At 75.2% G+C, this 26660-nt stretch carries 26 protein-coding genes and 2 pseudogenes; 12 read left to right on the forward strand and 16 right to left on the reverse strand.

Translation table 11 applies throughout. From position 1 onward, the window contains the following. The first annotated feature begins 36 nt into the window (after nucleotides 1-36). The 5 genes from AB0442_RS30795 to AB0442_RS30815 all read left to right on the forward strand — a co-directional run bounded on the left by AB0442_RS30795 (nucleotide 37) and on the right by AB0442_RS30815 (nucleotide 4666). Nucleotides 37-732, forward strand: coding sequence for an alpha/beta hydrolase (locus AB0442_RS30795; RefSeq protein WP_363544242.1), 696 nt, complete (start codon nucleotides 37-39; stop codon nucleotides 730-732). Between the two features lie 67 nt (nucleotides 733-799). Beyond that, nucleotides 800-1279: a MarR family transcriptional regulator gene (locus AB0442_RS30800; protein WP_363544243.1), complete on the forward strand. Its 480-nt coding sequence runs from the start codon at nucleotides 800-802 to the stop codon at nucleotides 1277-1279. Between the two features lie 94 nt (nucleotides 1280-1373). Beyond that, the gene (locus AB0442_RS30805; RefSeq protein ID WP_366166908.1) at nucleotides 1374-2882 is read left to right on the forward strand and encodes an MFS transporter; all 1509 of its coding nucleotides are present in this window, start codon (nucleotides 1374-1376) and stop codon (nucleotides 2880-2882) included. Nucleotides 2883-3107: 225 nt separating this feature from the next. Continuing rightward, a complete protein-coding gene (locus AB0442_RS30810; RefSeq protein WP_366166928.1) occupies nucleotides 3108-4250 on the forward strand; it encodes a transposase domain-containing protein in 1143 nt (380 codons plus the stop codon). Continuing rightward, a complete protein-coding gene (locus tag AB0442_RS30815) occupies nucleotides 4235-4666 on the forward strand; it encodes an SMI1/KNR4 family protein (RefSeq protein ID WP_366166909.1) in 432 nt (143 codons plus the stop codon). Before AB0442_RS30810 ends, AB0442_RS30815 begins: the two co-directional genes overlap by 16 nt. Before the next feature lie 12 nt (nucleotides 4667-4678). On the opposite strand, the gene AB0442_RS30820 is transcribed toward AB0442_RS30815, so the two are convergent. The 10 genes from AB0442_RS30820 to AB0442_RS30865 form a co-directional block, all read right to left on the reverse strand. Beyond that, entirely contained in the window at nucleotides 4679-5896 is a 1218-nt protein-coding gene (locus tag AB0442_RS30820) for a HAMP domain-containing sensor histidine kinase (protein WP_366166910.1), read from the reverse strand. Beyond that, complete coding sequence (cseB, locus tag AB0442_RS30825; RefSeq protein ID WP_366166911.1) at nucleotides 5893-6663, reverse strand: two-component system response regulator CseB; 771 nt, start codon at nucleotides 6661-6663, stop codon at nucleotides 5893-5895. The genes AB0442_RS30820 and cseB overlap by 4 nt, the downstream gene beginning before the upstream one ends. Beyond that, nucleotides 6660-7490 (reverse strand): hypothetical protein, encoded by an 831-nt coding sequence (locus AB0442_RS30830; protein ID WP_366166912.1) that lies wholly within the window; start codon nucleotides 7488-7490, stop codon nucleotides 6660-6662. The genes cseB and AB0442_RS30830 overlap by 4 nt, the downstream gene beginning before the upstream one ends. A 191-nt stretch (nucleotides 7491-7681) precedes the next feature. Next, on the reverse strand, nucleotides 7682-8320 hold the full coding sequence (locus AB0442_RS30835) for a class F sortase (RefSeq protein ID WP_366166913.1): 639 nt from the start codon (nucleotides 8318-8320) through the stop codon (nucleotides 7682-7684). Nucleotides 8321-8549: 229 nt separating this feature from the next. Further along, the gene (locus AB0442_RS30840; RefSeq protein ID WP_366166914.1) at nucleotides 8550-8951 is read right to left on the reverse strand and encodes a hypothetical protein; all 402 of its coding nucleotides are present in this window, start codon (nucleotides 8949-8951) and stop codon (nucleotides 8550-8552) included. Nucleotides 8952-9124: 173 nt separating this feature from the next. Then, entirely contained in the window at nucleotides 9125-10474 is a 1350-nt protein-coding gene (locus tag AB0442_RS30845) for a M1 family metallopeptidase (protein WP_366166915.1), read from the reverse strand. Between the two features lie 29 nt (nucleotides 10475-10503). After that, nucleotides 10504-14370: a Pls/PosA family non-ribosomal peptide synthetase gene (locus AB0442_RS30850; protein WP_366166916.1), complete on the reverse strand. Its 3867-nt coding sequence runs from the start codon at nucleotides 14368-14370 to the stop codon at nucleotides 10504-10506. 300 nt (nucleotides 14371-14670) lie between these two features. Continuing rightward, nucleotides 14671-15564, reverse strand: a complete 894-nt coding sequence (locus tag AB0442_RS30855) for an alpha/beta hydrolase (RefSeq protein ID WP_366166917.1) — start codon at nucleotides 15562-15564, stop codon at nucleotides 14671-14673. Nucleotides 15565-15617: 53 nt separating this feature from the next. Then, nucleotides 15618-16325 carry a TetR/AcrR family transcriptional regulator C-terminal domain-containing protein gene (locus tag AB0442_RS30860; RefSeq protein WP_366166918.1) on the reverse strand — a complete coding sequence of 236 codons (708 nt, stop codon included), beginning with the start codon at nucleotides 16323-16325 and terminating at the stop codon, nucleotides 15618-15620. Continuing rightward, complete coding sequence (locus AB0442_RS30865; protein ID WP_366166929.1) at nucleotides 16322-17095, reverse strand: class II aldolase/adducin family protein; 774 nt, start codon at nucleotides 17093-17095, stop codon at nucleotides 16322-16324. Before AB0442_RS30865 ends, AB0442_RS30860 begins: the two co-directional genes overlap by 4 nt. 204 nt (nucleotides 17096-17299) lie before the next feature. On the opposite strand from AB0442_RS30865, the gene AB0442_RS30870 reads away from it, so the two are divergent. Together AB0442_RS30870 and AB0442_RS30875 are read left to right on the forward strand one after the other, a co-directional pair. After that, nucleotides 17300-18055, forward strand: a complete 756-nt coding sequence (locus AB0442_RS30870) for an alpha/beta hydrolase (RefSeq protein WP_366166919.1) — start codon at nucleotides 17300-17302, stop codon at nucleotides 18053-18055. Nucleotides 18056-18142: 87 nt separating this feature from the next. Next, complete coding sequence (locus tag AB0442_RS30875; protein ID WP_363550479.1) at nucleotides 18143-18463, forward strand: hypothetical protein; 321 nt, start codon at nucleotides 18143-18145, stop codon at nucleotides 18461-18463. A 73-nt stretch (nucleotides 18464-18536) separates the two neighbouring features. Here the strand turns inward: AB0442_RS30875 and AB0442_RS30880 are convergent, their stop codons facing one another. Beyond that, nucleotides 18537-18902, reverse strand: coding sequence for a DoxX family protein (locus AB0442_RS30880; protein ID WP_366166920.1), 366 nt, complete (start codon nucleotides 18900-18902; stop codon nucleotides 18537-18539). 106 nt (nucleotides 18903-19008) lie between these two features. On the opposite strand from AB0442_RS30880, the gene AB0442_RS30885 reads away from it, so the two are divergent. Both AB0442_RS30885 and AB0442_RS30890 read left to right on the forward strand, forming a co-directional pair. Next, on the forward strand, nucleotides 19009-19380 hold the full coding sequence (locus AB0442_RS30885) for a helix-turn-helix domain-containing protein (RefSeq protein WP_344621726.1): 372 nt from the start codon (nucleotides 19009-19011) through the stop codon (nucleotides 19378-19380). Nucleotides 19381-19414: 34 nt separating this feature from the next. Further along, on the forward strand, nucleotides 19415-20419 hold the full coding sequence (locus AB0442_RS30890; RefSeq protein WP_366166921.1) for an aldo/keto reductase family protein: 1005 nt from the start codon (nucleotides 19415-19417) through the stop codon (nucleotides 20417-20419). Nucleotides 20420-20446: 27 nt separating this feature from the next. Here AB0442_RS30890 and AB0442_RS30895 read toward each other — a convergent pair whose 3' ends face one another. Continuing rightward, nucleotides 20447-21460 (reverse strand): hypothetical protein, encoded by a 1014-nt coding sequence (locus AB0442_RS30895; protein ID WP_366166922.1) that lies wholly within the window; start codon nucleotides 21458-21460, stop codon nucleotides 20447-20449. A 277-nt stretch (nucleotides 21461-21737) separates the two neighbouring features. Between AB0442_RS30895 and AB0442_RS30900 the strand changes: the two genes are divergently transcribed. Continuing rightward, nucleotides 21738-22196, forward strand: a complete 459-nt coding sequence (locus AB0442_RS30900) for a carboxymuconolactone decarboxylase family protein (RefSeq protein ID WP_366166930.1) — start codon at nucleotides 21738-21740, stop codon at nucleotides 22194-22196. Between the two features lie 79 nt (nucleotides 22197-22275). On the opposite strand, the gene AB0442_RS30905 is transcribed toward AB0442_RS30900, so the two are convergent. The 4 genes and pseudogenes from AB0442_RS30905 to AB0442_RS30920 form a co-directional block, all read right to left on the reverse strand. Next, entirely contained in the window at nucleotides 22276-22779 is a 504-nt protein-coding gene (locus AB0442_RS30905; RefSeq protein WP_366166923.1) for a hypothetical protein, read from the reverse strand. A 30-nt stretch (nucleotides 22780-22809) separates the two neighbouring features. Continuing rightward, nucleotides 22810-23013 (reverse strand): hypothetical protein, encoded by a 204-nt coding sequence (locus AB0442_RS30910; RefSeq protein ID WP_366166924.1) that lies wholly within the window; start codon nucleotides 23011-23013, stop codon nucleotides 22810-22812. 113 nt (nucleotides 23014-23126) lie between these two features. Next, nucleotides 23127-23795, reverse strand: coding sequence for a hypothetical protein (locus tag AB0442_RS30915; protein ID WP_366166925.1), 669 nt, complete (start codon nucleotides 23793-23795; stop codon nucleotides 23127-23129). 206 nt (nucleotides 23796-24001) lie between these two features. After that, nucleotides 24002-24214, reverse strand: a pseudogene (locus tag AB0442_RS30920) (DUF664 domain-containing protein); the annotation flags it as partial. 36 nt (nucleotides 24215-24250) lie between these two features. On the opposite strand from AB0442_RS30920, the gene AB0442_RS30925 reads away from it, so the two are divergent. Then, nucleotides 24251-25927, forward strand: a complete 1677-nt coding sequence (locus tag AB0442_RS30925) for a DUF885 domain-containing protein (RefSeq protein WP_366166926.1) — start codon at nucleotides 24251-24253, stop codon at nucleotides 25925-25927. Nucleotides 25928-26058: 131 nt separating this feature from the next. After that, nucleotides 26059-26367, forward strand: a pseudogene (locus AB0442_RS30930) (winged helix-turn-helix domain-containing protein); the annotation flags it as partial. Between the last annotated feature and the right edge of the window lie 293 nt (nucleotides 26368-26660).

The raw sequence follows: 26660 nt of genomic DNA on the forward strand, positions 1-26660 counted from the left end.
GTCCCCTCGGGCAGCGGCGGCGCGTACGGTCGTCCCATGGCCGTAGAGCGCACCGCCGCCGTCCGGGGCATCCGACTCGCGTACCGGGAGTGGGGAGCGCCCGGTGCCCCGCCGCTGGTGCTGCTGCACGCCCTGGGCGAGAGCGCCGCCGACTGGGGAGCGGTCGCGCCCGCCCTCGCCCGGCACCGCCGGGTGTACGCGCCGGACCTGCGCGGCCACGGGCGGACGGAGTGGCCGGGGGAGTACTCGCTGGAGGCGATGCGCGACGACGTGCTCGCCCTGCTCGACACCCTGGGCCTCGACACGGTCGACCTGGTCGGCCACTCGATGGGCGGCGTGGTCGGCCACCTGCTCGCCCAGCAGCAGCCCCACCGCGTCCGCCGCCTGGTGCTGGAGGACGCGCCGCCGCCGCTGCCGAGGGTGCCCTCCGTCCCGACCCGGCCGGACGGCCCGCTCGACTTCGACTGGGACATGGTGCTCGCCCTCCGCCGGCAGATCGACTCCCCGGACCCGGCCTGGCTCGACGGCCTCGCCCGGATCACCGCCGACACCCTGGTGATCGCCGGCGGCCCGAGCAGCCACGTTCCGCAGCAGGGCCTGGCCGAGCTGGCCCGGCGGATCCCCGGCGCCCGGCTGATCACCGTGCCCGTCGGCCACCTCGTCCACGCGGCCGCGCCGGAGGCGTTCACCGAAGCCGTGCTGGCCCTCCTGCTCGGCGACCGGGAGCGGTAGCCGCCCCGGGCGCGGACGATTCGGTTCGGGACGATCCGGTTCGGTCCGGTCTGGCTACGCTGGAGCCATGACTGCGATGGCGACCTCCCGGACCGAACCCGACCTCTCCTTCCTGCTGGACCGCACCAGCCACGTGCTGCGCACCCGGATGGCGGCCGCGCTCGCGCAGATCGGCCTGACCGCGCGGATGCACTGCGTGCTGGTGCACGCGCTGGAGGAGGAGCGGACGCAGATCCAGCTCGCCGAGATCGGCGACATGGACAAGACCACCATGGTGGTCACCGTGGACGAGCTGGAGAAGGCGGGCCTGGCGGAGCGGCGGCCGTCCAGCCGGGACCGCCGCGCCCGGATCGTCGCCGTCACCGAGAAGGGGGCGCAGGTCGCGCAGGAGAGCCAGAAGATCGTCGACGGGGTGCACCGGGAGGTGCTGGCCTCACTCGCCGGCCCGGACGGCGAGGCGCTGCTGCGCGGCCTCAAGCAGTTGGTCCAGGGGGAGCTGGCGGCACCGGTGGAGTCCGCCCGACCGGCCCGGCGGGCCCGCCAGTAGCCGCCCGCCAAGAAACCATCCATAACTAGATAGTCCGCAACGGGATTAGTTGCTAGGGTCGTACCTGTCGCACCGCACCGACGGGAGAGACCTCATGCCTGCTTCACCCGCACCTGTCACCGCCGCCCCCGCTGCCGCCGCTCCGGCCCCGCGCGGCCTCCGCTCCCGGTGGATCGCCCTCGTCGTCCTGTCCACCGGCCTGCTGATGACGATCCTCGACGGCAGCATCGTCACCGTGGCCATGCCCGCCGTCCAGGCCGACCTGGGCTTCTCCCCGGCCGGGCTGAGCTGGGTCGTCAACGCCTACCTGATCGCCTTCGGCAGCCTGCTGCTGCTCGCCGGACGGCTCGGCGACCTGCTCGGCCGCAAGCGGACCTTCCTCGCCGGAACGGCCCTGTTCACCGCCGCCTCGGTGCTCGCCGCGGCCGCCGGATCCCCGGCCGTCCTGCTCGCGGCCCGGTTCCTCCAAGGCGTCGGCTCCGCCGCGGCCTCCGCCGTCGGACTCGGCATCCTCGTCACCCTCTTCACCGACCCCCGCGAACGAACCCGGGCGATCGCCGTCTACTCCTTCACCGGCGCGGCCGGCGCCTCCATCGGCCAGGTCCTCGGCGGCGTCCTCACCGACGCCCTCGACTGGCACTGGATCTTCCTCATCAACCTGCCGATCGGCGCCGCCGCCCTGCTCCTCGCCCTCCCCGCGCTCCCGGCCGACCGCGGCACCGGCCTGCGGGCCGGCGCCGACGCCCCCGGAGCCGTCCTGCTCACGGCCGGCCTGATGCTCGGCATCGCCACCCTGGTCGGAGCCGAACAGCACGGCTGGGCCTCCGCCCGCACCCTCGGACCCGGCACGCTCGCCGCCGCCCTGCTCGCGGCCTTCGTCCTGCGGCAGGCACGGGCGGCCGCCCCGCTGGTACCGCTGCGGATCTTCCGCAACCGGACGGTGGTCGCCGCCAACCTCGTCCAGATGCTGATGGTCGCCGCGCTCTTCTCCTTCCAGGTCCTGGTCGCCCTCTACCTGCAGAAGGTGATCGGCCACGGCGCCGCCGCCACCGGCCTCGCCATGCTGCCCGCCGCCGTGGTGATCGGCGCGACCTCGCTCGGCGCCGCCGCCCGGCTCAACGCCCGGTTCGGCGAGCGCGCCGTCCTGCTCGCCGGCCTCGTCCTGCTCGCGGCGGCCCTCGGCTGGCTCGTCCGGCTGCCCGTGCACGCCCACTACGCCACCGACCTGCTGCCGGTGATGCTGCTCGCCGCCGGTTTCGGCCTCGCCCTGCCGGCGCTCACCACCCTGGCCATGTCCGGTGCGGACGAACACGACGCCGGGCTCGCCTCCGGCCTCTTCAACACCACCCAGCAGATCGGCATGGCCATCGGCGTCGCCGTGCTCTCCACCCTCGCCGCCGGCCGGACGACCGCCCTCACCGCGGCCGGCCGCACCACCGCCGAAGCCCTCACCGGCGGCTACCGCCTAGCCTTCGCCGTCGGCACCGGCCTCCTCGCCGCCGCCGCAACCGTCGCCGCCACCCTGCTCGGGCGGTCGATTCAGGGGCGCGGGGAACTGCGCAGTGCGGGGGCACAGGTCAGGACAGCACGGGTCGAGCCGTGATCCGTACGGTGGCCCGCGTCCGAATCGCGCAGTTCTCCCCCAGCCTTCGGCCGGGAGGTGCCCCCACGCGCCCCTGGTGGTGCTTTTTTGCAGGTTCCCCGCGCCCCCGGTGGTGCCCTCCGCAGGGTCCCGTCGCCCCTGGTGGTGATCCACCCGCCGTAGGGTTGGCGCATGGTTCAGGGGCGGGCGGGTTCGGGCGGGCAGGAGCGGGTTTCGTTGGCGGAGGTGCTCGCGGCGGTGCCGCAGGCGCTGGTCGACGAGGCCGTGGAGGTGTGCGGGGTGGCCGACGGGGGCCCGGACGGAGGACTCCCGCCGTACCTGACGGCCTGTCTGGCGATGGCGTCGTGCCTCCTCCCCGAGGACGGGCCCGAAGAGCTCGCGGAGAAGGTCATCGCGGCCTTGCCGCAGTTCGGGGTCCGGGACGCCGGGTGGGGACCGTTGACGCCGTCGGGGATCGCCGAGGCACGCGAGCGGCTGGGCCGGGACGTGCTGCGGGAGACCTTCTACCGGGTGGCCGAGCCGGTCGCCACCCCTGCGACCCCGGCCGCACAGCTCGGCGGTCGGCGGTTGACGGCCCTCCACGGGTTCGGGTTCGACGTCCCCGACTCGGCCGAGAACGCGGCCGAGTTCGGCCGCGCCGACGGTGACCCGTCCGGCTCCGGCGCTCCGCGGGCCCGGGTCGTGGCCGTCGTCGAGTGCGGATCGCACGCCGTCGTCGACGCCGAGGTCGGGCCGTGGTCCCGGAGCGGGACGGCGACGGCGGCCGCGCTGCTGCCGTCGATCTCCACCGACTGGCTGCTGCTGGCCGATCAGGACCTCTACGGCTTCGCCGCGTTCGGCGCCGCGGAGCAGACCGGGGCGGCGCAGTGCTGGCGGGTGCCGGCGCAGCTGTCCCTGCCGGTCCTGGAGGTCCTGTCCGACGGGACGTACCTGTCGGCCCTGGTCGATCCCCGTCTGGGCGGCGACCTGCGGGAGGAGCAGCTGCAGGTGGTGAGGTCCGGTGCGAAGCCGGATCCGGCGGCGGCCCACGTCGTGCGGGTCGTCGCCGACGACGACCCGGACCGAGGCGGCGGGCGGCCGGTCCGGCTGATCACCACCCTCACCGATCCGGGGACCGCGCCGGCGGCCGACCTGGCGGCCGCCCACCGGCGGCGACAGCCGGAGGCGCTGCTGCTGCCCGGTGCCACGCGGGCACTGCGGTCCGAGAGCCCGGACCTGGTCCATCAGGAGATCTGGGCGCACCTGCTGGTCCAGTACGCGGTCAACTCCCTGCACTGCCGTGCCTCGGACTCGGACTCGGCCTCGGCCGGTGCCGGCACCGACCCGGGCCCCGGGTCTGACATGCTGCTCCGGTGTGGCGTGAACTGATCCTGGAAGCGGCGGGCGACGCCGAGCTCGGCGAGCCGGCGGGGGAGGAGGCGCTGGCCGCGGTCGAGGCGGCGCTCGGCCAGCCGCTGCCCGCCGAGTCGGCCGCGCTGCTGCGGGAGTGCGACGGGGTGCGGGGACGAAGCGGTGACGACGTCGTCCGGAGCGCAGAGCGGATCGCCCGGGACAACGCCGAGTTCCGCGCCGCGGCCGACTTCGCCGCGCTCTACATGCCGTTCGAGCCGCTGATGTTCTTCGGCGACAACGGGGGAGGCGACCAGTTCGCCTTCGTCCGCACGCCGCCGCGGACCGAGGTCTTGGTCTGGGACCACGAGACGGACAGCCGCTCCCTGGTCTGTTACGGCCTCGCCCACTACCTCGGACGGGCACTGCGCGAGACCGGCGACTGGTACCGGTAGCCGGGCGCGGGCTCAGCCCGTGCGGGGGACGGGCAGCCGGAGTTCGGCGACCGCGCCGCCCTCCGGGTGGTTCCCCAGGCGGAGGGCCACCCCGATGGCCTCGGCGTGGCCCTGGGCGATCGTCAGGCCCAGTCCGTGGCCGTGGCCGCGTTCCCGGGCGCCGGTGCGGAAGCGCTGCGGGCCGTCGCGCAGCACGGACTCCGGGTACCCCGGACCGTGGTCGCGGACGGTGACCACCGGCCCGTCCACCCGCACCCGCACCGGCGGCTCGCCGTGCCGGTGGGCATTGGCCACCAGGTTGGCCAGCACCCGGTCGAACCGCCGCGGATCGGTGCTGACCGTCGCGTCGGCGGACACCACCAGCTCGACCGGCCGCCCGGCGGCGGCCGCCGTGCGGGCCACCAGCTGCGCCAGCGGCAGGTCGGCCAGGTCGGCGGACTCGGCACGGGCGTCCAGCCGGGAGACCTCCAGCAGGTCCTCGGTCAGGTCGCGCAGCGCCCGCACCCGGTTCTGCACCAGCTCGGTGGGCCGCCCGTCCGGCAGCAGCTCGGAGGCGGTGAGCAGGCCGGTCAGCGGGGTGCGCAGCTCGTGTGCGACGTCGGCGGTGAAGCGCTGCTCGTTCTCCAGCCGGCTGCGCAGCGCGGCGGCCATCGAGTCGACGGCGGTGGCCAGTTCGAAGACCTCGTCGCGGCGGCGGCCGAGCGGTCCGATCCGTGCGTCGAGGTCGCCGGCGGCGATGGTGCGGGCGGTACGGGCGGCCGTCCGCAGCCGGTGGCTGATCCGGTCGGCGGCGAGCACCCCGGCCAGCACCGTGACCGCGACGGACAGCGCCGCGGCGATCTGCACCGCCCGGTCGAGGTCCGCCACCGCCTGCTCGTCACCCGCGAAGTCGAGGCGCACGGACACCACCCGGCCGCCGGCGCCGGCCGCCGCCCACATCGCGGTGCCGTTCGGGCCGGGGCCGAGCACGGAGCCCTGCCGGCCCCGCGCGGCCAGTGCCCGAAGGTCGGCGGGCACCGCCGGGTCGTCCACCGCGGCGTGCCAGCCGCCGACCAGCTCGCCGGTGCGGTCGTACCCGGTGAGCACGGCGTCCAGGGCCGCCTCCGCGGAGGCCCGGGCCTGGTCGGTGTGCTGGCCCACCGACGCCCGGTGGACGAGCACGGCGACGGTGCACGCGACCAGGCAGGAGACCAGCGCGATGACGGCGGCGATCTGCCGGCGGAGCGTCACCGGATGCGCCGCAGGCGGTAGCCGAAGCCCCGGACGGTCTCGATCCGGCCCGCGCCGATCTTGGCGCGCAGGCGCTGGACGTGGACGTCCACCACCCGGCTGTCGGCGTCCCAGGAGTAGTCCCACACCCGGGAGAGCAGGGTCTGGCGTTCCATCACCACGCCGGGGGCGGCGGTGAACTCCAGCAGCAGCCGCAGTTCGGTCGGGGTGAGCGGCACCGGCTCGCCGGCCACCGTCACCTCCATCGCGTCGGTGTCCACCGCCAGGTCGTCGATCACCCGCAGCGCGGACGGGCCGGGCTGCGCCGCGTCCGCCGGGGCGCCGCCGGCCGCATCGGACGGGCCCGGGGCGACGGACGCGGCGGCCGGGCCGGTGCGCCGCAGCACGGTGCGGATCCGGGCGACCAGGACGGCGATCTCGAAGGGCTTCACCACGTAGTCGTCGGCCCCGGCCTCCAGACCGGAGACCACGTCGACCGCCTCGCCGCGGGCGGACATCATCAGGATCGGCAGGCTGCTCTCCTCGCGGACGCGCCGGCACAGGCCGACCCCGTCGAGCATCGGCAGCATCACGTCGATCAGCATCAGGTCCGGCCGCCGGGCACGGAACCGCTCCAGGCCCTGGAGGCCGTCCGCGGCGGTGTCGACGGGGAAGCCGTACCGTTCCAGCGCCATCTGGGTCGCCTCGCGGATCACCTCGTCGTCCTCGACGAGCAGGATCCGCGGCATGGGCGGCGCGGCCGGCAGGGACGGGACGGGTGCGGTCATCGCTGCCTCGCCGGGAGGGTGGGGACGGGGGACGGGGCGGCCGAGCGGCCGAGCGGCCGGCCGTCCGGGCCGATGACGACGCCGTCCGGGCGGGTGGGCGTGGGCGTCGGCCGGGCGGCGGGGACGGTGGGTTCGGGGGTCGGGCAGCCGGTCGCACCGTCGGCGGGGCCGGTGTAGACGGTCTGCCGGTCGACGAAGGCCATCCTGACGGCGTTCCAGCGGTAGGTGCTGCTGGTGCGGGCGGTCGGCCCGTCCGGCTCGTGCAGGACGAGGTCCCGTCCGACGGTGTCGGCGGTGAACCCGGCGTTCGCGCCGACCGCCAGCACCGGGACGACCTTCCCGTCCCGGTCGCTGTAGACGTGCAGCACCGCGCGCCCGTCGGCCTCCGGCGTCAGCACGGCGGTGATCAGCTCGGGCCGGCCGTCCCCGCTCAGGTCCCGGTACTGCGCGGGCTGGACGGTGCAGCGGGTGCAGTCCCCGGACAGCGCGCGGTGTTCGAGGTCGGTCAGGGAGGGGTCGTGGAGCAGGACGGCCCGGGCGTCCAGTTGCCCGAGTCCACCGGCCGGGGCGGCCAGGCCGGGCAGCGGGGACGGCGGCGGCGCGTCCGACTCGGCCCGCGGGGTCGCCGGGGCCGAGGTCGCGGCCGCCGGCCACAGCGGCTGCGGGCTGGGGTGCTCCGCGACCTGCCGGGCCGGGCCGGCGTCGTGCAGGGTGCCCGGGCTGTCGCAGCCGGCGAGCACCAGGACCGCCGCGACGACGGCCGCGACCGCCGCCACGGCACGGCCGGCCGTCCCGGTCCGGGCAGGTGGGCCTGTCCACTTCCTCACGTGCTGCGGTGCCTTTCCTGGTGGCCCCAAGGGGACTGACGGTCGTACGGGGACGCTGACGGTCGTACCGGGACGACACGAGGGCAGCCAGTCTGCCCCATGCCGACCGGCGGCCCGCCACCCGGCCGCCGGTCGGCCACGGCCCGCCGGTCGGACGGTCCCCGTCGGCGACCGCCCGGCCGCCGACGGGGTCACGCTCCGTCGGAAAGGTCGGCGAGGACGACGATGTTGTCGCTGTAGTGCCCGTCCTTCCCGATCGTGCCGCCGCAGGTGACCAGCCGAAGCTGTGCGTCGGGGGTGGCGCCGTACACCAGGTCGGTCGGGAAGGCGGACTTCCGGAACTGGCGGATCGCCCGGACCCGGTACGTCACCGTGCGGCCGTCCTCCTGCCGCACCCGGACGGTGTCGCCCGGGCGCAGCGTCGGCAGCCGTTCGAAGACGGCGGGGCCCTGGCGGGTGCGGTAGTGGCCGAGCAGGACGGCCGGTCCGGGCAGGCCCGGTGCCGCGCCGTCGCGGTACCAGCCGACCCGGCCGGGCCGGTCCAGCGGCGGGACCTCGACCGTGCCGTCGCCGTTCAGGCCGACCGGGCCGACCGGGGCGTCCACCCCGATCCGGGGGATCAGCAGCCGGACCGGCGGCGAGGCCGACCGTTCGGCCTCCGGCGCGGAGCCGGGACCGGCGGCACCCGTGGACGGCACGGCGTGGGTCGGCGGCGAGGCGTCGGGGCCGGTGTACGAGATCCGCACCGGCTCCCCGTCGGGCGAGAGGCCGTAGGCCACCGTGCCGAGCCCCAGCGCGAGGACGAGCGCGCCGGCCGACGCGGCCGGCACCCACGAGGGGCGCCGGCCGCGCCGGTTGCGGCCGGGGCCTCTCTTTCGGATCTTGCCGGGCGCACGACGCCGGGCATCTCCCCCAGCCCCGAGGGGGCCGGGAGGTGCCCCCAACCCGGACGCACCGGCGAATCGTCCGAGTACGGTCCAGTACGAGGCCGATCCGCCGGCACGCCCAGTCGGGCGCCCACCGCCGCGCGCCGATCCGGCATGATCCGAAAGAGAGGCCCTACGCCTGCGCGCCGGCACGGCGCCGACGGACGACGGCGGTGCCGATCCCGGCCGCGCCGGCCAGCGCCAGCACGGAGCCGAGCACGACGGCGGTCGGCGAGGTGCCCGCGTCCGCCTCACCGGTCTGGGCGCCGCCCCGCGGCACGGTGCCGGCCGGGCGGCCGCCCGGACCGATCGGTGCCGGGGTGCTCCGGCGGCCGTCCGCGCCGACCGGCGGCAGGGTGGGGACGGGGCTGGGCACGGTGCTGCGCGTGGCCGTCGGCGCCGGGGCCGAGGGGACCGGACTCGGCGACGACCCGTCGGCGGCCGCGGCGCCGGCGGACAGCACCACGGCGACCCCGGCTCCGGCGCAGACCAGCGCGGAGCGCACCGAGCGGTGCACGGTCGAGGTACGTGACATGAGGACTCCTCCGAATGCTCGCCACTCCCGTCCGGGTGAACGCGAGTTGGTGACGCACACGCTAGGAACCGCTCCTCACGGACTCCCCTCGGCCGTGTAACGGCCACCCCGCGGATCGGTAACAGCCCCCGTCACGGCCGCACGGCCGCCCCGGCCGGTGCCGGGACCGCCCCCTACAGCGGAGTCGCGCGGGCCGCGAGCGGCAGCGGCGGGAGGCGGTGGCGGCCGATCCAGGCGTCGAGCAGGCCGTCCGCGGCGTGGCCGCCGTAGCGGGCGAGGTGCGCGGCGAACTCGGCGGTGGTGACCACCGAGTGCCGGCGGCTGCTCGCCCAGTCGCGGACCATCCGGAAGAAGACCTGGTCGCCGAGGGCGGTGCGCAGGGCGTGCACGGTGAGACCGCCGCGCTCGTACACCCGGTCGTCGAACATCAGGCTCCTGCCCGGGTCGCCGATCCGGATGTTCTGCGGCAGCGCGAGGAGCTTGCGGTACGCGGCCTCGGCCTTGCGCTGGGCGCTCGGGCCGCCGGAGTGCTCCGACCACAGCCACTCGGCGTACTTGGCGAAGCCCTCGTTGAGCCAGATGTCCGGCCAGCCGCCGAGGGTGACGCTGTTGCCGAACCACTGGTGGGCGAGCTCGTGCGCGATCAGGCGCTCGCTGCCGCGGGCGCCGTCGACGTGGTTGGTGCCGAAGGTGGCGAGGCCCTGCGCCTCGACCGGGACGTCCAGCTCCTCGTCGGCGACCACCACCGCGTACTCGGCGAACGGGTACGGCCCGAAGAGCTCCTCGAACAGCGCCATCATCTGCGGCTGCCGCGCGAAGTCGTGCTCGAACCGCCCCTGCAGCCGGGCCGGGACCCAGCCGGTCTGCGCCACGCTGCCCGGGCCCGGCCGCGCCAGCGGGACGCCGCGGTACGGCCCCACGGAGAGGCCGACGAGGTAGCTGGCGGTGGGCGCCGGCTGGTCGTACACCCAGGTGGTCGAGGAGGCGCGGGTGGTGCGGGTGAGCAACCGGCCGCCGGTGACGACGGTGTACGGCGAGGGGGTGGTGACCGACAGGTGGTAGCTCGCTTTGTCGGACGGCCGGTCGTTGCACGGGTACCAGGACGGCGCGCCGACGGGCTGGCTGGCGACCAGCGCGCCGTCGGTGAGCTCCTCCCAGCCGAGACCGCCCCAGGGACTGCGGACGGGCTTGGGGTTGCCGGACCAGTGCACCTCGACGGTGAAGGCGGCGCCGGCCGCGGGCGCCTTGGCCGGCTTGATCCGCAGCTTGCCGCCGCGGTGCGTGTAGTGGCCCGGGCGGCCGTCGACCAGCACCCGGCCGATCCTGAACGCCGCGAGGTCGAGCGCGAACTCGCGCAGCGGCGCCCGGCCCGCTATGGCCGTGATCCGTGCCGTGCCGGCCAGCCGGTTGGGGCCCGGCCGGTAGTCCAGGGTGAGTTCGTACCGGTGGGTCCGGTACCGGTGGTCGCCGTTGTTCGGGAAGTACGGGTCGGCGGCAGCGGCCTCGGTCTGCTTGGGGCTCACCGGTCGGTTCTCTCCGTGCGCGGTCTCGGTCATGTGGCTCGGTGCCCGGGGCGCTGCCAGGCCTCGATCGGGTTGCCGAGCCAGCGGGTGTCGTCGGGGACGGACTCCGCACGCATCACCAGGGAAGCCGGGCCGAGCGTGGAGCGGGCCCCGACCGTGCTGCCGGGCAGCACGATCCCGCCCGGGCCCAGGGTCGAGCCCTCGCGGAGTTCCACAGTATCGAGCCTCATGATCCGGTCGTGGAAGAGGTGCGTCTGCAGGACGCATCCCCGGTTGACGCTGACCGCGTCGCCGAGGGTGACGAGGTCGGTCTCCGGCAGCCAGTAGCTCTCGCACCACACGCCGCGGCCGACCCGGGCGCCGAGGGCCCGCAGCCAGACGTTGAGCACCGGGGTGCCGAGCACCCGGCCGATCAGCCACGGCACCGCCAGCACCTCGACGAAGGTGTCGGCGAGCTCGTTGCGCCACACGAAGCCGCTCCACAGCGGGTGCTCCGCCGCCCGGCAACGCCCGACCAGCAGCCACTTCGCGGCGACCGACACCGCGCAGGCCGCGGCCCCGGCGGCGAGCAGCACCGGCCCGGCGAACAGCACCGCACCGCCCGGCACGGCACCGTCCAGGGCGCAGAGCGCGACCGCGGACAGCACCGCCAGCGCGGCCGAGGCGAACACCGGGACGAGCCGGCCGAGCTCGGTCAGGCCGCGCGCCCACAGCAGCCTGCCGGGCGGCTCGTAGGTGCGGGCGGCGTCCGCGGTGTCCGCCGACCGCGGCAGCTTCACCGGCGGCATCCCCAGGTAGGAGCTGCCCCGCTTGGCCTTCTTCGGGGTGGCGGAGAGCACGCCCACCAGGCCCCGGTCCGGCACCGAACGGCCGGGCGCGGTCATCCCGGAGTTGCCGAGGAACGCCTTGCGCCCCACCGCGGCCCGGCCCACCCGCAGCCAGCCGCCGCCCAGCTCGTACGGGGCGATCAGGGTGTCGTCCGCGAGGAAGGCGCCGTCGCCGACGGTGGTGAGGCTGGGCAGCGCGAGCACCGTCGAGACCTCGGCGCGCCGGCCGACCCGCATCCCGAGCAGCCGCAGCCACAACGGGGTGATCAACCCGGCGTACAGCGGGAAGAGCGTCTGCCGGGCGTGGTCCATCAGCTGGCTGACCGTCCACACCTGCCACCCCGTCCGCCCGTGCAGCGGATGGTGGCCGGTGCGCAGCCCGAGGCTGAGCAGCCGGACGAGCGCCAGCACGACCGCCGCGTACGCCAGGCCGTACACCAGGGTGGCGGGCACCACCGCGGCCAGCGCACCGCGCAGCGCCGTCGGCAGGTCGTCGCCGGAGTGGACGAACAGCCCGGCCGTGAGCAGGGCCGGAACGAGGCACAGCGCGGGCAGCAGGGCCAGGGCGGAGCCGGTCAGGCCGTAGACCGCGGCCCACCGGGTGCTGCGGGCGGGCCGCTGCTTGGGCCAGCCGCGCTCCGCCTTGCCGATCTTGACGGCGGGGGCGCCGCCCCAGCGCTGCCCGGTCGGCACGTGCCCGGCCACGCCGGAGCCCGGCGCGACCTCGGCGCGCTTGCCGACCCTGGAGCCGGGGAACAGCACCGAGCGCGTCCCGACCACCGCGCCCGCGCCGACCCTCATCGCGCCGACCTCCAGCCGGTCGCCGTCCAGCCAGTACCCGGCGAGGTCGACCTCGTTCTCGATCGCACAGCCCTTGCCGAGCCGCAGCAGACCCGTCACCGGCGGCAACGTGTGCAGGTCGACGTCCTCGCCGACCTGCGCGCCCAGCGCCCGGGCGTAGCGCGTCAGCCACGCCCCGGAGAGCGAGGTGGCACCGGCCGCCTCGGCCCACTGCTCCGCGGCCCACAGCCGCAGGTGGACACCGCCGCCCCGCGGGTGGGTCCCCGGCCCGACACCGCGCAGCAGCAGCCGGACGCCGCCCGCGGCGACGGCCAGCCGCCCGGGCGCGGAGAACAGCAGCGCCGCACCCGCCGCCACCGCCCACCAGGGCGCGGCCGGCACCCAGGCCCAGCCGCCGAGCACGTGCAGCACCGAGCCGAGCGCCAGCAGCGGGACGCTCCAGCGCAGCCCGATCAGCGCGGACAGCGGCAGCAGCGCCGACAGCTGCACCAGCCCCGCCCGCAGCGGTGTCGGCTCCACCCGGCGGGCCGTCGCCTCGGCCGGCGCCGCCCGCTCCAGCAGCCGGGCCAGCTTGCGCAGCGTCGGCTGCTGGTAGACGTCCAGCACCGACACGGCCGGGCAGCGGGTGCGCAGCCGGGTGGTCAGCTGCGCGGCCGCCAGCGAACCGCCGCCGATCGCGAAGAAGTCGTCGTCGGCGCTGCGCACCGGCACCCCGAGGACCTCGGCCCACTGCTCCGCCAGCCACGCCTCGGTGCCGTACAGCTCCTCGCCCGGGCCGACCTGCTCGACCTCGGGCAGCGGCCAGGGCAGCGCGGCCCGGTCGACCTTGCCGGAGGTGCGGCACGGCAGTTCCTCGACGGTCGCGAGCAGCGGGACGAGCGCCGCGGGCAGCTCGGAGCGCAGCCGCTCGACCGCGGCCGCCCGGTCGAAGCCCTCCCGGACGACCAGGTAGCCGACCAGCAGCTGGTTGCCGCTGCGGGCGGAGCGCACGGCGGCGGCCGCCCCGGCCACCCCCGGCAGCGCCTGCAGGGCGGCGTCCACCTCGCCCAGCTCGATCCGGCGGCCGCCGAGCTTCACCTGCTCGTCGCCGCGGCCGAGGAAGACCAGGCCCTCGGGGTCCGCGCGGACCAGGTCGCCACTGCGGTACGCGCGGGCCCAGCCCAGCGCCTCCAGCGGGGCGTACTTCTCCTCGTCCTTCACCGGGTCGAGGTACCGGGCCAGCCCCGCACCGCCGATCACCAGCTGGCCGCTGCCGCCCATCGGCACCGGCCGGTCCTCCTCGTCGACGACGGCCAGCTCCCAGCCGTCCAGCGGCAGCCCGATCCGCACCGGGCCCTCGCCCGTCAGCGGGCAGGCGCACGCCACCACGGTCGCCTCGGTCGGGCCGTAGGTGTTCCACACCTCGCGGCCCTCGGTGACCAGCCGCTCGGCCAGCTCCGCCGGGCAGGCCTCACCGCCGAAGATCAGCAGCCGGACCTCGTTCAGCGCCTCGGCGGGCCAGAGCGCCGCCAGCGTCGGCACGGTGGAGATCACCGTGATCTCCTGCTCGGCCAGCCACGGGCCCAGGTCGGCGCCGCTGCGCACCTGCGCCCGGGGGACGGGCACCAGGCAGGCGCCGTGCCGCCAGGCCAGCCACATCTCCTCGCAGGAGGCGTCGAAGGCGACGGACAGCCCGGCCATCACCCGGTCGCCCGGCCCGATCGGCTCGCCCTGCAGGAACAGCCCGGCCTCGGCGTCCACGAAGGCGGCGGCACTGCGGTGGGTGACGGCGACGCCCTTGGGCCGGCCGGTGGAGCCGGAGGTGAAGATGATCCACGCGTCGTCCTCCGGGCCGGGGCCCGCGGCCTCGTTCCCGGACGGCTTGACCCGGCCCAGCTCCCGGTCGGGGCCGAGCACGGCGTTGACGTCGGCCTCGCCGAAGACCAGTTCGGCGCGCTCGTCCGGGTCGTCGGCGTCCACCGGCACGTAGGCGGCGCCGACCGCCAGCACGGCCAGGATCGACACGTACAGGTCGTTGGTGCCGGACGGCACCCGGACGCCCACCCGGTCGCCGAGGCCGATGCCCGCCCGGGCCAGGTGCCGCCGCAGCAGCTCGACCTCGTCGAGCAGCTCGGCGTAGCCCAGCACCGTGCGACCGTCGTCCAGCGCGGGGTCGTGCGGGTGCGCCGCGGCCGTCGCCCGCAGCACGTCCACCAACGTGCGGACGGCTGCCGGGGGACGGCCGGGGAACAACGCGAGCGGTGTCTCGGGGTCGGTCATCACAGTCATGCAGTCCCCTTCCCGGCTCCCGGGAGACCCATCGAAGGCGTCCAAAGCGCGACAACCCGGACAATCTACCGACCTGGGCATTGCCGCCCCTGCCAAGCCGACCACCCGGCGCGCCGAGCCACCGCTCGGCCGAGCCGGCCGGAGCACCGGTGACCACTCGGGCCGCGCTGCGTCCCTCCCCCGGGCGACCGGGAGCCCCGCCGCCCATGCGGCAGCCTGCCGGACCGCTCCGAGGCGGACAAGACCGCGTCGTGCGGGCGAGGGCACGTTGGTGGTGCACCCATGACCTTCGAAGGCGCCCTAGTCGCGCAGGAAGGGGAGCAGGGCCGTCGCGACCTCGGTCGGGCTCTCCAGCTGCGGGTAGTGGCCGGTGGGTGGCGGGCCGGCGAGTTCGACCACCTCCGCGTGCGGGATCCGCTCGCGGACCCGGGCCAGCACATGGGCGCCGCTGATCGGGTCGGCGGGGCCCCAGACGAACAGCATCGGTCCGCCGTAGCCCTCCAGGGCGGCACTCCAGCGGGCCGCGTGGCGGCGCCGCTCGTCGATGTACCGCAGCAGCCGCGGTGCGAGCAGCCGGCCGTCCGCGCGGGCGATGCCGAGCCACATCTCGTGCAGTGCCGTGTCGGACACCGGCCGGGCCAGCACCTGCCGCATCGAGGCGGCGAAGCGCCGCTCGGTCGTCGCCCGGGCCAGCAGCGGCCCGAGCGGGCCGTGCAGCAGCCGCTGGATCGGGACCGGCCGGTGCAGGTCGGCCCAGAGCCCGCCGTTCAGCCAGGCCGTGCGGGTGATCCGCGGGGCGTCCCGGGCCAGCAGCTCCTGCGCGACGCTGACCCCGTAGTCGTGCGCCACCAGCGCCGTCGCGCCGACGCCGAGCTCCTGCCACACCGCCTGCACCAGGTCGGCCTGCTCCAGCAGCGAGTACGCGTGCCGGCGCGGCTTGTCGCTCCCGCCGAAGCCGAGCAGGTCGAGGGTGGTCACCCGGCAGCCGTCCGCGGCCAGCCGGGGCGCCACGGCCGCCCAGTCGTGCGAGGAGGTCGGGAATCCGTGCAGCAGTGTCACCGGCCGCCCGCCGGGCGGACCGTCCTGGCGGACGAACAGGGTGTGCGCACCACGCGGGCCGCGGACGGCCAGGCGGTGCCCGCCGGCGGTCCACTCCGCCAGCGGCGGCAGCTCGGTCTCGGTCGGCGGGGTCACGGTGCCTCCTGTCGGGGACTGCCGGTGGTCGGGGGCGCGGTGGTCGGGGGGGTTCACGGCGCCGGGCGGCGCAGGGCGACGCCGTCCAGCAGTGCGGTGAGCCCGAAGTCGAACTCCTGGTCGCTGTCCGGCGCGTTGAGCAGCTCGGCGTGGCGGCGGACGACCGGGTGGGTGGACTCCGGCAGGGCCGCGAACAGCTCGGCCATCGCGGCCCGCTCGGCCGCCGTCCGTGCGGCGCCGCCCGCGTCCATCTGGGCGGAGCCGATCACGAAGTGCATGACCGTCAGGTAGACGTGCACCGCGGTGGCGGGCTCCCAGCCGGTCGAGATCAGCACGCCGAGGGCGTGCTCGCGGGCGCGCAGCGCGTTCGGGCCGAGCAGCTGGCCGGCGACGAACAGCGGCGCCACCGCGGGATGGCCGAGCAGGACGCCGCGGAACCCGCGGGCGCCCGCCGCCAGGGCGGACCGCCAGTCGGCCGTCGCCTCCGGCAGCCGGACCTCGGCGAGCACGTGGTCCACCAGCTCCACCAGGAGCTCCTCCCGGCTGGCTACGTGCCGGTACAGCGAGGTGTGGCGGGTGCCCAGCCGGTCGGCGAGGCGGCGCATCGTGAGGGCGTCCAGCCCCTCGCCGTCCGCGATCTCCAGGGCAGCGGCGGTGATCGCCGCCAGGGTCAGCCCGCCCGCCCGGGGCCGGCGCCGGGCCCGCTCGTCGTACCGCTGCCGCCACCAGGCGGCCGAGCCCGGAGCGGCCGACCCGGTCACTCGAAGAGGTCCGGGTCGGAGCGCACGACGTCCTGCCACAGCGGCTGGAAGGAGAACCAGCCGGCGAGCGGGAAGCCGGTCTGCTCGCGGGTGTACCGGGCCGCCTCCGCGCTCATCACCCGCGGCGTCCCGGCGGCCTCGGCGAGCAGCTGGGCCTGGGCGCTGCGCTCCATGCTGATGAACCACCAGGCGGCCTCCTCGACGGACTCGCCGACCGTGAAGACGCCGTGGTTCTGGTGGATCGCGGCCCGATGCGGGCCGAGGCCGGCGGCGAGCAGCGCGCCCGCCTCCTCGTCGAGGACGACCTCGCCGCCGCCCTCGGACACCACCACGTGGTTCTCGAACAGGGCGCAGGCGTCCTGGGTGATCGGGTCCAGCGGGCGGCCCAGGCTCGACCAGGCCTTGCCGTGCACGGCGTGCGCGTGGCAGGCGGCGACCACGTCCGGCCGGGCCGCGTGGATCGCGGAGTGGATGACGAACCCGGCCCGGTTCACCGGGCGGCGTCCGTGCCGGACCCGCCCCTCGTGGTCGACCAGCAGCAGGTCGGACACCCGGACCTGACGGAACGACAGGCCGAACGGGTTGACCCAGAACATGTCCGGGAACTCCGGGTCGCGGACGGTGATGTGCCCGGCCACCCCCTCGGAGAAGCCGAGCCGCCCGAAGACCCGGCAGGCGCCGGCCAGGCGCTGCTTGCGGTGCTCGCGCTCCTCCTCGACGGTCGCGAACTGCGGTGGCAGGTCGAACTCGAGGCCCTCCTGCACCGGCATGAACGCGCTGATCGTCTCCGCCACGGTGTCCCCTCTCCCGGTCGGTACCGCTTCGGCGCCCCATCATGCGTCCAGTGGACGCATTTCACAAGGGGTGCGGCACGGCGCTTCCCGGCCGGGATGGCGCGATCCGTCCTGGCGTGTCGCCCGGCGCGGGGTGGGATGATCGACCCGCCCGGCACCATCACGCAGAGGGAGCAGACGATGGCGATCAGTCACCGAAGCATCGGAACCGGCACGCACAAGGTCCTCGTGCTGCACGACTGGTTCGGCACCAGCGCGGGCTGGGGCGACTTCCCCGACCTGCTCGATCCGGACGCGTTCGGCTACGCCTTCCTCGACTACCGCGGCTACGGCGAACGGATCGACGTGGACGGCGAGTTCACCCTCGCCGAGATCGCCGCGGACGCGCTCGCGCTCGCCGACCAGCTCGGCTGGGACACCTTCTCGCTGGTCGGGCACTCGATGGGGGCCAAGGCCGCGCAGCGGATCCTCGCCGAGGCGCCGACCCGGGTGCGCAGGCTCGCCGCGGTGGCCCCCGTCCCCGCGAGCGCCTACCCGCTGGAGGGCGACGCCCACGAACTCTTCCACGGCGCGGTGCAGTATCCGGCCAACCGCAGGGCCATCCTCGACCTCGTCACCGGCCACCGGGCCTGCGGCCGCTGGCTCGACCGGATGACCGCCCGCTCGGTCGCCGGCTCCCGACCGGAGGCCTTCGCCGGCTACCTGGCGGACTGGACGACGCAGGACTTCGCCGCCAAGGTCGCGGGCAGCCCGCTGCCGGTCGGCGTGTTCGTCGGCGAGCACGACCCGGCGCTCTCCGCCGAACTGATGCGCCACACCTGGCTGGAGCACTACCCGAACGCCGGACTGACCGTCCTCGCCAACTCCGGGCACTACCCGATGCACGAGATCCCGGTGGCCTTCGCGACCGCCCTGGAGGCCTTCCTGCGGGCCTGACCCGGCAACCCGGCGGATTGTCAGTACCCCCGCCTACCATGGGATTCATCAGCGAGCGCCCCCAACCACCGCACCAGGAGGTCGTCGATGTCCGCTGCCCAGGCACTCGTCCCGTCCGTCCGCCGAACGCCGTCCACCCACCGCACGCCGTCCACCCGGCGGGCGCGTCCCGTCCACCGCTCCGGCCCGCCCGCCGTCCGGCCGCTGCCGGCCGGCATGCCCCGCGAGTGGTACGTCGACCACAACCGCCGGCTGAAGGCCATGCGCCTCGCGGTCGTCCTGCTCGACTCCGGGGTGTACCTGCCCCAGCAGGCCACCAACCGCCGGATCCGGTCGACGGCCGTCCGCCTCGGCATCCACCGCCCGTCCGCGATCACCTGCCGCGCGGTCCGGGCCCTGCTCGCCTGACCGGCCCCGCCGCCCCGGGGCGGGTGCCCTCGCACCCGCCCCGGGGCGGCGGCCGCCGCAGCGGCCGAGCGGTTCAGACCAGTGCCGTGCCCAGCCAGGCGGCGACCAGGGCCAGCACCGACAGCACCAGGTTCAGCCCGATCTCCCGCACCTCGCCCCGGGACAGGTGCAGCGCCGCGCCACCGACCTGCACCAGCACCAGACCCACCGCGGCCGCCACGGCCAGCCCGACGGCGACCCCCGTCAGCGGCGGCAGCAGCAGACCCAGCGCACCCAGCACCTCCAGCGCCCCGACCACCCGGACCAGCGGGAGCGGCACGGCGTCCACCCAGCCCATCATCGGGCGCAGCGCCTCCCGGTCCTGCAGCACCTTCTTGCCGCCCGAGTAGAGGTGGAACAGCGCGAGGAGCGCAGCGACGAACCAGTACGCGACATGCACGAGAAGCCCCCTGGGAGCAGTGACCTGCGGTGAGGCGCCCATCATGGGTCACGGCCGGAGGGCCTACAAAAGGCACACGGATGTGCGTGAGACACGGGGAGCAGCCATGACGCAGTACGAACACACCTGCATGATCCGCGGCGACGGCGGCAGCACCGTCCGCGCCGTCCTCGACCGGATCTGCGACAAGTGGACGCTGCTCGTGGTCGCCACCCTCGACGAGGGCCGGCTGCGCTTCGGTGAACTGCACCGGCACATCCCCGGCATCTCGCAGCGGATGCTCACCCTGACCCTGCGCAACCTCCAACGCGACGGCCTCGTCTCGCGCACCGCCCACGCCGAGGTCCCGCCGCGCGTCGAGTACGCGCTCACCGACCTGGGCCGGAGCCTCATCCCGCCCGCGCTGGCGCTCGCCGGCTGGGCCGTCGAGCACAACGCCCGGATCCAGGCCAGCAGGGCCGCCTACGACGGGGGATGATCGGACGGACACCCGTTCGGAGAGGACCACCGGCATGGAGTTCCGTCACCTGGGCCGCAGCGGCCTGGTCATCAGCGAGATCGCCTACGGCAACTGGCTCACCCACGGCTCCCAGGTCGAGGAGGACACCGCCGCGGCCTGCATCCGCGCCGCCCTCGACACCGGCATCACCACGTTCGACACCGCCGACGTCTACGCCGCCACCCGCGCCGAAGCGGTGCTCGGCCGGGTGCTGAAGGGCGAACGCCGCGAAGGGCTGGAGATCCTCACCAAGCTGTTCTGGCCCACCGGCCCCGGCCGCAACGACCGCGGCCTCGGCCGCAAACACGTCATGGAGGCCATCGACGGCTCGCTGCGACGCCTGCAGACCGACTACGTCGACGTCTACCAGGCGCACCGCTACGACCCCTCGACCCCCCTCGAGGAGACCATGGAGGCCTTCGCCGACGTCGTCCGCGCCGGCAAGGCCCTCTACATCGGCGTCTCCGAGTGGACGGCCGACCAGATCCGCGCCGGCCACGCCCTCGCCCGCGAACTGCGGGTGCCGTTCGTCTCCAGCCAGCCGCAGTACAGCGCGCTCTGGCGGGTCATCGAGGCCGAGGTCGTCCCCACCTGCGAGGAACTCGGCATCGGCCAGGTCGTCTGGTCCCCGATCGCCCAGGGCGTGCTCACCGGCAAGTACCTGCCCGGCGCCGCCCCGCCGGCCGGCTCCCGGGCCACCGACGAGAAGGGCGGCGCCGAGTACGTCGCCCGGTGGCTGCGCGCCGACGTCCTCGAACGCGTCCAACTGCTCCGCCCACTGGCCGAGCAGGCCGGCCTGAGCATGGCCGGGCTGGCCGTGGCCTGGGTGCTGCAGAACCCCAACGTCTCCGCCGCGATCATCGGCGCCTCCCGACCCGAGCAGGTCGTCGAGAACGCCAAGGCGGCCGGCGTCCGGCTGGACGCCGACCTGCTCAAGGCGATGGACGACATCCTGGCCCCGGTCGCCGAGACCGACCCGGCCCGGACGGCCCAGAACGCCCCCAAGGAGCGCCCGTAGCCACCGGAGCTCCCCGCGCCACCGGATCTACCGGAGCGGCACGCGGTTGGTGGCGCTCAGCACGTCCCCGCGGACGGGCGAGCCCGCGGCGCGCCGCGCATCGCCGACCGCCGGGTCCGAGACCGAGACCGTCAGCGTGTACCGCGGCTGGCCGGTGATCGTGTTCGAGCCGTCCACCGGCGGGGCGAGCCCGCGGGAGACCGCAAGGGCGTCGACGCCGGGGCAGAGCGCCGCGAGCGGGAGCACCAGATCCGCGTCGCCGCCGGAGCGGAGGTCCACCGGCCTCGCCCCGGCGTCCTGCGGCGCGGCCTCCCCGTCCGTGAGCGGCAGGCCGTAGGCACCGCCGACCAGCCCGTCCGGGCCCTCGATCTCGACCGCGGCGGTCAACGGACCCGACCCCGGCAGCGGGCGCGCCGACCCCTGCATGCCGGCCCGCCCGCCGACCTGCGCGAACGCCAGGCCGACGGTGAAGTGTCCGGGGTCGCCGCTCCCCAGCCGCTCGAAGCCGTAGGAGGTGAGGACGAGCTGCGGACCCGGCGGCTCGTCCGCCGTGCCCGGGCTCGTACCCGGGCCCGCGGCCGGGCCGGACTGCGGCGGCACGGCGTAGTGGTGGAAGCCCTTCGTGCCGCATGCGCTGCCCGTGGTGGTCCCCCCGCCCGGCAGTGCGGTGTCCTGCGCCTTGGTGACCACCGGGACCTCGGGGGCCGGACCGGCGCCCGCCGGCAGACCGTCCGGCCGGAGCGTCACCGCCACGACCGCACCGACCGCCGCCAGCACGGCCAGCGCCACCGTCAGCGCCCGGCGACCGCCGCGCGGCCGCCGGACGGCGCCCGGGGACGACGGCGACCAGCGGCGGCCACCCGGATCGACCGGCGGCTCGACCCGCCACCTCGCCGACAGCTCGCGGGTCCGTGCCGCGGGCTCCTTCACCGTGGCGGCGCGGACGAACCGCTCGTCCAGCACCAGCCCCTCGAACGGGTCGGGGGCACCGGGCTCCGGCTCCTCGGAGGGGTGCGGCTGCGGGTCGTCGGCCATCGGCATCGCGCCAGTATGCCCACGGCCGCCGACACCGCGGCCGCCGGGTCCCGCCGGGCGCCTGACGTCCCGTCGGCCGTCTGCTGCGCCCGGCGGGAAGAACTTCTTCGGCGAAGCCGTCACATCCGCCGGACGGCATCCGTCAGTGCAGTGCAAGCACATCGGAACCCGCCGGGAGGAACCCGCCGTGAACACCAGCACCAGCACCGCCGCCGAGACCGCTGCCGTTGAGACCGCTGCCGTTGAGACCACTGCCACGGAGACCGCTGCCCCGACCTCGCGGATGTCCGACCCCGTGGCGCTCGTCCCCGAGCTGAAGGAGCTGAGCGGCTGGCTCTTCCGCGCCACCGGCAACCGCTCCGTGCCGCGGACCACCATCGGGCTCGTCCAGCTGCGCGCCGGACAGCTCGTCGGCAGCACCTACCTGGTCGTGATGCACGCCGGGATGCTGCGCAAGGCGGGGGAGAGCGAGGAGCGGATCACCGCCGTCGCCACCTGGCGCGACGCCCCGTACTTCACCCCCGCGGAGCGCGCCGCGCTGGCCCTGGTCGAGGCCGTGCTCACCCCCAACCCGGCCGGCGAGCGCGTCCCCGACGAGCTCTACGCCGAGGCCGCCCGGCACTTCGACCCGACGGCCCTCACCACCCTCACCCTGGCGATCGGCCAGGTGAACTTCTTCGTCCCGCTCGCCCTGATCGGCAGGCCCGTCCCCGGCGTCGCCCCCTCCGAGCAGTGGACCTGACGCACCGTCCGACCCTGCCGGGCCCGGCCCGTCCCCCCGGACGGCCCGGGCCCGGCACGGTGACGGGGCGCGGTCCTCGTCAGCCCCGGTCGGCCGCGCCGGCACGGTCCTCGCGTGCCTGGCGGTCCTCCAGCAGGCGGCGGATGTCGTGGAGGCGTGCCGCACCCGGGCTGCGGACGTGTTCGATGCCGGAGCGGATCTCGCCGAGGACCGCCGAACCGCGTGCGTCGCCGCGCAGGGCGAGCCCGGCCGCGGCCTCGATCCTCGCGTCGAGGTGCGGGTCCGCCAACCGTGCCGCCAGCACGGCGCGCAGCTCGGGGGTGTCGACGCGAGACAGGGTGAACTTGTGGAGCGCGGTCGCCCGGGTCGAGGGGACGGGGTCAGCAGCCAGCCGCATCGGGGCCGCCACGACCTCCGGGTGCTCGGCCGGGTCGATGAAGGGGTTCGAGGCGACGGTTCGACGGACGTGCGGATCGGGATGGTCGGCGTGGACCCGGACGGCCCCCTTTCCGGAGCGGCAGTAGGAGGTGAAGGCATCGATGACGACGGCAAGGGCGTGGGGGTCCCGCTCGGTCTCCAGCAACGGACACAGGAACTCCGCCGTCTCCCGGGTCTACGGCGGCTCGTCGTCGGAGGCGACACCGAGGCCGAACCCCAGGAAGCCCACCGCGGGGAGCCCGAAGTGCCTGCGGACGGGAGAAGAAGAGACGTCCTCGGCGACCTTGCGTGCCCAGGCGAACGTCTCCTGGTCGGCCCGCCGTCCCCACTGGAGGAGCGAGGCGGACCAGTCGTCGTGCTGGGGATCGGCATGCACCATGGCGCGGGCCGTCAGTTCGTCCGGCGAGCGCCGGATCCCGAGCTCGGCCTCCAGATCGGTGATGATCGCCCGGTGCGCGGGAGGCGGACTGACCGCGCGACTCGGTCGGCGCGTCAGTCGGACGCTGCGGCCGATCGGTGGTGCCGGCAGGGGACGGCGGGCGCGACCTCGTGGCCGGCCAATGCTGCCATTCCCGTCGTCCACCCGGGGGTGCCGTCGACGCGGCCGACGACGAAAACCCGGTTCTCCCCCGACGCCACGTGGTACCGGTAGGCGCGGATGAACGGCGCGGCGTCCAGCTCCAGGAGGTGGGCGAGGACGTCCTCGACCAGGCAGTACGGGCAGCCCTCGGTGAGCCGTACGCGCGGCGGGGCACCGTCCTCCAGCGGAGGCTTGTCCGGAAGGATGACGCCGCCGTCCGCGGTCACGCCGAGCATGAGGCTGCCGGAGGCGGTGTGCGTGGTGGCGATGATCCGGCGGAACAGCCGCACGGGCGTGCCGGTGCGCATCGCCCGGCCGCTCGCCGGCGTCCGGAGGGCCCGCACCACCGGGACGACCAGCAGCAACGCGGCGGCGCCGAGCAGCACGCAGGCGACCGGCACAAGGAAGGCGGGGCCGCCGTGCGAGCCGACGTACAGGGTGCCGCCGCTCCAGATCCCCAGGCTGACCGAGTTCCCGAACCGGGGCGCTTCGGACCGGCTGACGCTCCCCGCGATCCGCAGGACGTCCCAGGCCGCCAGCGCGGGCAGGCAGAACGAACCGAGCGCCATCACGACGTCCACGCGTCCACCCCCCCGGCCACGGCGACCCTGTGCGGACTCGATTGGACCGCCCGACCTGACGCTACGTCAATCCCTTTGGAGCAGTGGTCGGGTGTTCTTCGCCCGGCACCTGGGCTGTCACACAGTCGCCGTGACCGAACGCGCCGGCCGGGACTCGTTCCCGGTCGGCGTTCCCGGTCCCGCTCAGGCCGCGCGGCGGCCGGCCGTCACTGGCCCACCCGTCCGTCGACGCGCTCGCGCAGAAGATCGGCGTGCCCGCAGTGACGGGCGTACTCCTCGATCCGGTGCGCCGTCAGCTCTCGGACCGCGATCCCCTCCTTGCCCACCCGCGCACCCAGGTCCGGGTGCCCGGCCAGCGCGGCGTCGACCACGGCCTGTTCGCGCTCCAGCTCGAGGTACGCGGCGTCGACCACGGCCTGTTAGGACCTGTAAGACAGCTACGCCAGGATGTCGGCATGACGGATGAAACGATCACCGCGCGCACCATCGCTGATCGCCACCTCGACCAGGTAGCCGCGCACGACCCGCTGGAGGCTGCCTGGCTAGGTCTGCACCCGGGCGACGACCGGCAGCCGGACCTCTCCCCGGAGGGGTTCGAATCGCTCGCCGACATCGCCCGACGCACCCTGACCGCGCTCGACGCCGTTCCCACCAGCGAGGACCCCACCGACCGGTCCTGCGCGCGGCTGCTCCGCGAGCGACTCACCGCCGAGCTGGCCATGCACGACTCCGGCGAGAACTTCCGCCAGCTGCGCAACATCGGCGCGCACGTTCACCACGTACGGGACATCTTCACCTTCATGCCGACCGCCACCGACGACGACTGGGCGGCAGTGGCCGGGCGGCTGCGCAACCTGCCCACCGCGCTCGACGGGTACCGCGCCACCCTCACCAAGGCGATATCCCGGCGCCTGCTCGCCGCACCTCGCCAGGCGGCCGCGGTCATCGACCAACTCGCCGCCTGGACCGGCGAAAACGCAGGCAGCGCAGGCTGGTTCGCCGACTTCGTCTCCCCCGGGCCCGAGCGGCTGCGCGGCGAGCTGGACGCCGCCGCCCTGCGCGCAACCGCTGCCGTCGCCGACTTCCGTGACTGGCTGCGCGACACCTACGCGCCCGCCACCGCCGACACCCCCGACGCCGTCGGCCGGGAGCGCTACCGGCTCGCCGTGCGCCACCACACCGGCGCCGACGTCGACCTGGACGAGGCCTACGCGTGGGCCTGGGACGAGTTCCACCGGACCGCGGCCGAGATGCGCGCCGAGGCCGAACGCGTCCTGCCCGGCGCGGGCGCCCTCGCCGCGATGCGGCACCTGGAGGAGCACGGCCACGCGGTCAAGGGCGAGGAGGCGATCCGCGACTGGCTGCAGTCGGTCATGGACCGGGCGATCACCGCCCTCGACGGCACCCACTTCGACATCTCCGGACCGCTGCGCCGGGTGGAGTCCCGGATCGCCCCGGCGGGCAGTGCCGCCTCGCCGTACTACTCCGGTCCCAGCCTGGACTTCAGCCGCCCCGGCCGCACCAACTTCCCCACCCTCGGCCGGGAGTCATTCCCGACCTGGCAGCTCGTCAGCGTCTGGTACCACGAGGGCGTTCCCGGCCACCACCTGCAACTCGCCCAGTGGGTCGCGCTCGCCGACCGGCTCAGCCGCTACCAGACCACCCTCGGCATGGTCAGCGCCAACGTCGAGGGCTGGGCCCTGTACGCCGAACGGCTCATGGACGACCTGGGCTTCCTCACCGACCCCGCCCACCGCCTCGGCTTCCTCGACGAGCAGATGCTGCGCACCATCCGGGTGATCATCGACATCGGCATGCACCTGGGCCTGGCCATCCCCGCCGATGCGGGCTTCCATTCCGGCGAGCGCTGGACTCCCGAGCTCGCCACGGAGTTCATGGCCACGTACAACGGCAGCCCTGCCGATCTGCGCGACAGCGAGATCGTCCGCTACCTCGGCTGGCCCGGCCAGGCCATCGGCTACAAGCTCGGGGAACGTGCCTGGCTGCGGGGGCGTGACGCCGCCCGCAGCCGGCAGGGCGCCGCGTTCGACCTCAAGACCTGGCACATGAAGGCACTCGCCCTGGGCTCACTCGGCCTCGACGACCTGGTCGTCCAACTCGCCACACTCTAGGACCACCGGCGGCGGACACCGTCCCGCGAGACCGGGGACGGGCCCGTTCGCTCTCTCCGTCTGCCACCGCTTCCCTCGGGTCTCTGGAACTGGTGCCGAGAAGACCGACAACTCGCGGCTGATTGATGTCGCTCTTCGCCGTGCTGGAGATCGAGCCGGCCAAGGGCGCGGTCGCGCACGGCTGGTCGGACCAGACCTGGACCCTGACCCGGATCAAGACGCTGATCGGACGACGCTTCCACAACTCGTTCACGCTCTCGGGCATCTCGCAGATGCTGCGCCGTCACGGCTGGAGTCACCAGGTTCCGGCTCGGCACGCGGTCGAGCGTGACGAAGCCGCCGTGGCAGGCTGGGTGAAGGAGATCTGGTCGTCCGTGGAAGCAGCACGGTGGCACTCGACGCCTACCTCGTCTTCGAGGACGAGGCCGGCTTCTCGATGACGCCGCGCACCGCCCGCACCGCCCCTGATCAGGAGTATCCGTCAAAGCGGATCAAGCCCACCCCGGGGGAACCCCGGCCGGTGTCCGGCCGGGGTTCCCCGGGGTGGTGGGTGTCGGTCAGCGGGTGTGGCCGCCTGTGCCATGGACCTCTCGGCTGCGTGTCAGCGGGCGGAGTCCGGTGGTGATCACCCCGGGTCGCGGGTCAGTGCTGCAGGGTGAGGACGCCCGGCCGCCACGGCAGCTGGTCGTAGGGGCCGCTCGCGGTGGGGGACTTGCCCTGGTAGAGGAACTGC

Origin of the sequence: Kitasatospora sp. NPDC085895 (genome assembly GCF_040702125.1) — a bacterium.
GTDB lineage: Bacteria > Actinomycetota > Actinomycetes > Streptomycetales > Streptomycetaceae > Kitasatospora > Kitasatospora arboriphila.

Bases quoted from the DNA above. Each gene is read 5' to 3' on its own strand.
- AB0442_RS30795 (WP_363544242.1), top strand. From the start codon at position 37: ATGGCCGTAGAGCGCACCGCCGCCGTCCGGGGCATCCGACTCGCGTAC.
- AB0442_RS30800 (WP_363544243.1), top strand. From the start codon at position 800: ATGACTGCGATGGCGACCTCCCGGACCGAACCCGACCTCTCCTTCCTG.
- AB0442_RS30805 (WP_366166908.1), top strand. From the start codon at position 1,374: ATGCCTGCTTCACCCGCACCTGTCACCGCCGCCCCCGCTGCCGCCGCT.
- cseB (WP_366166911.1), bottom strand. From the start codon at position 6,663: ATGACCGCACCCGTCCCGTCCCTGCCGGCCGCGCCGCCCATGCCGCGG.
- AB0442_RS30840 (WP_366166914.1), bottom strand. From the start codon at position 8,951: ATGTCACGTACCTCGACCGTGCACCGCTCGGTGCGCTCCGCGCTGGTC.
- AB0442_RS30850 (WP_366166916.1), bottom strand. From the start codon at position 14,370: ATGACTGTGATGACCGACCCCGAGACACCGCTCGCGTTGTTCCCCGGC.
- AB0442_RS30865 (WP_366166929.1), bottom strand. From the start codon at position 17,095: ATGCCGGTGCAGGAGGGCCTCGAGTTCGACCTGCCACCGCAGTTCGCG.
- AB0442_RS30870 (WP_366166919.1), top strand. From the start codon at position 17,300: ATGGCGATCAGTCACCGAAGCATCGGAACCGGCACGCACAAGGTCCTC.
- AB0442_RS30875 (WP_363550479.1), top strand. From the start codon at position 18,143: ATGTCCGCTGCCCAGGCACTCGTCCCGTCCGTCCGCCGAACGCCGTCC.
- AB0442_RS30885 (WP_344621726.1), top strand. From the start codon at position 19,009: ATGACGCAGTACGAACACACCTGCATGATCCGCGGCGACGGCGGCAGC.
- AB0442_RS30890 (WP_366166921.1), top strand. From the start codon at position 19,415: ATGGAGTTCCGTCACCTGGGCCGCAGCGGCCTGGTCATCAGCGAGATC.
- AB0442_RS30895 (WP_366166922.1), bottom strand. From the start codon at position 21,460: ATGCCGATGGCCGACGACCCGCAGCCGCACCCCTCCGAGGAGCCGGAG.
- AB0442_RS30900 (WP_366166930.1), top strand. From the start codon at position 21,738: ATGTCCGACCCCGTGGCGCTCGTCCCCGAGCTGAAGGAGCTGAGCGGC.
- AB0442_RS30910 (WP_366166924.1), bottom strand. From the start codon at position 23,013: ATGGTGCATGCCGATCCCCAGCACGACGACTGGTCCGCCTCGCTCCTC.
- AB0442_RS30925 (WP_366166926.1), top strand. From the start codon at position 24,251: ATGACGGATGAAACGATCACCGCGCGCACCATCGCTGATCGCCACCTC.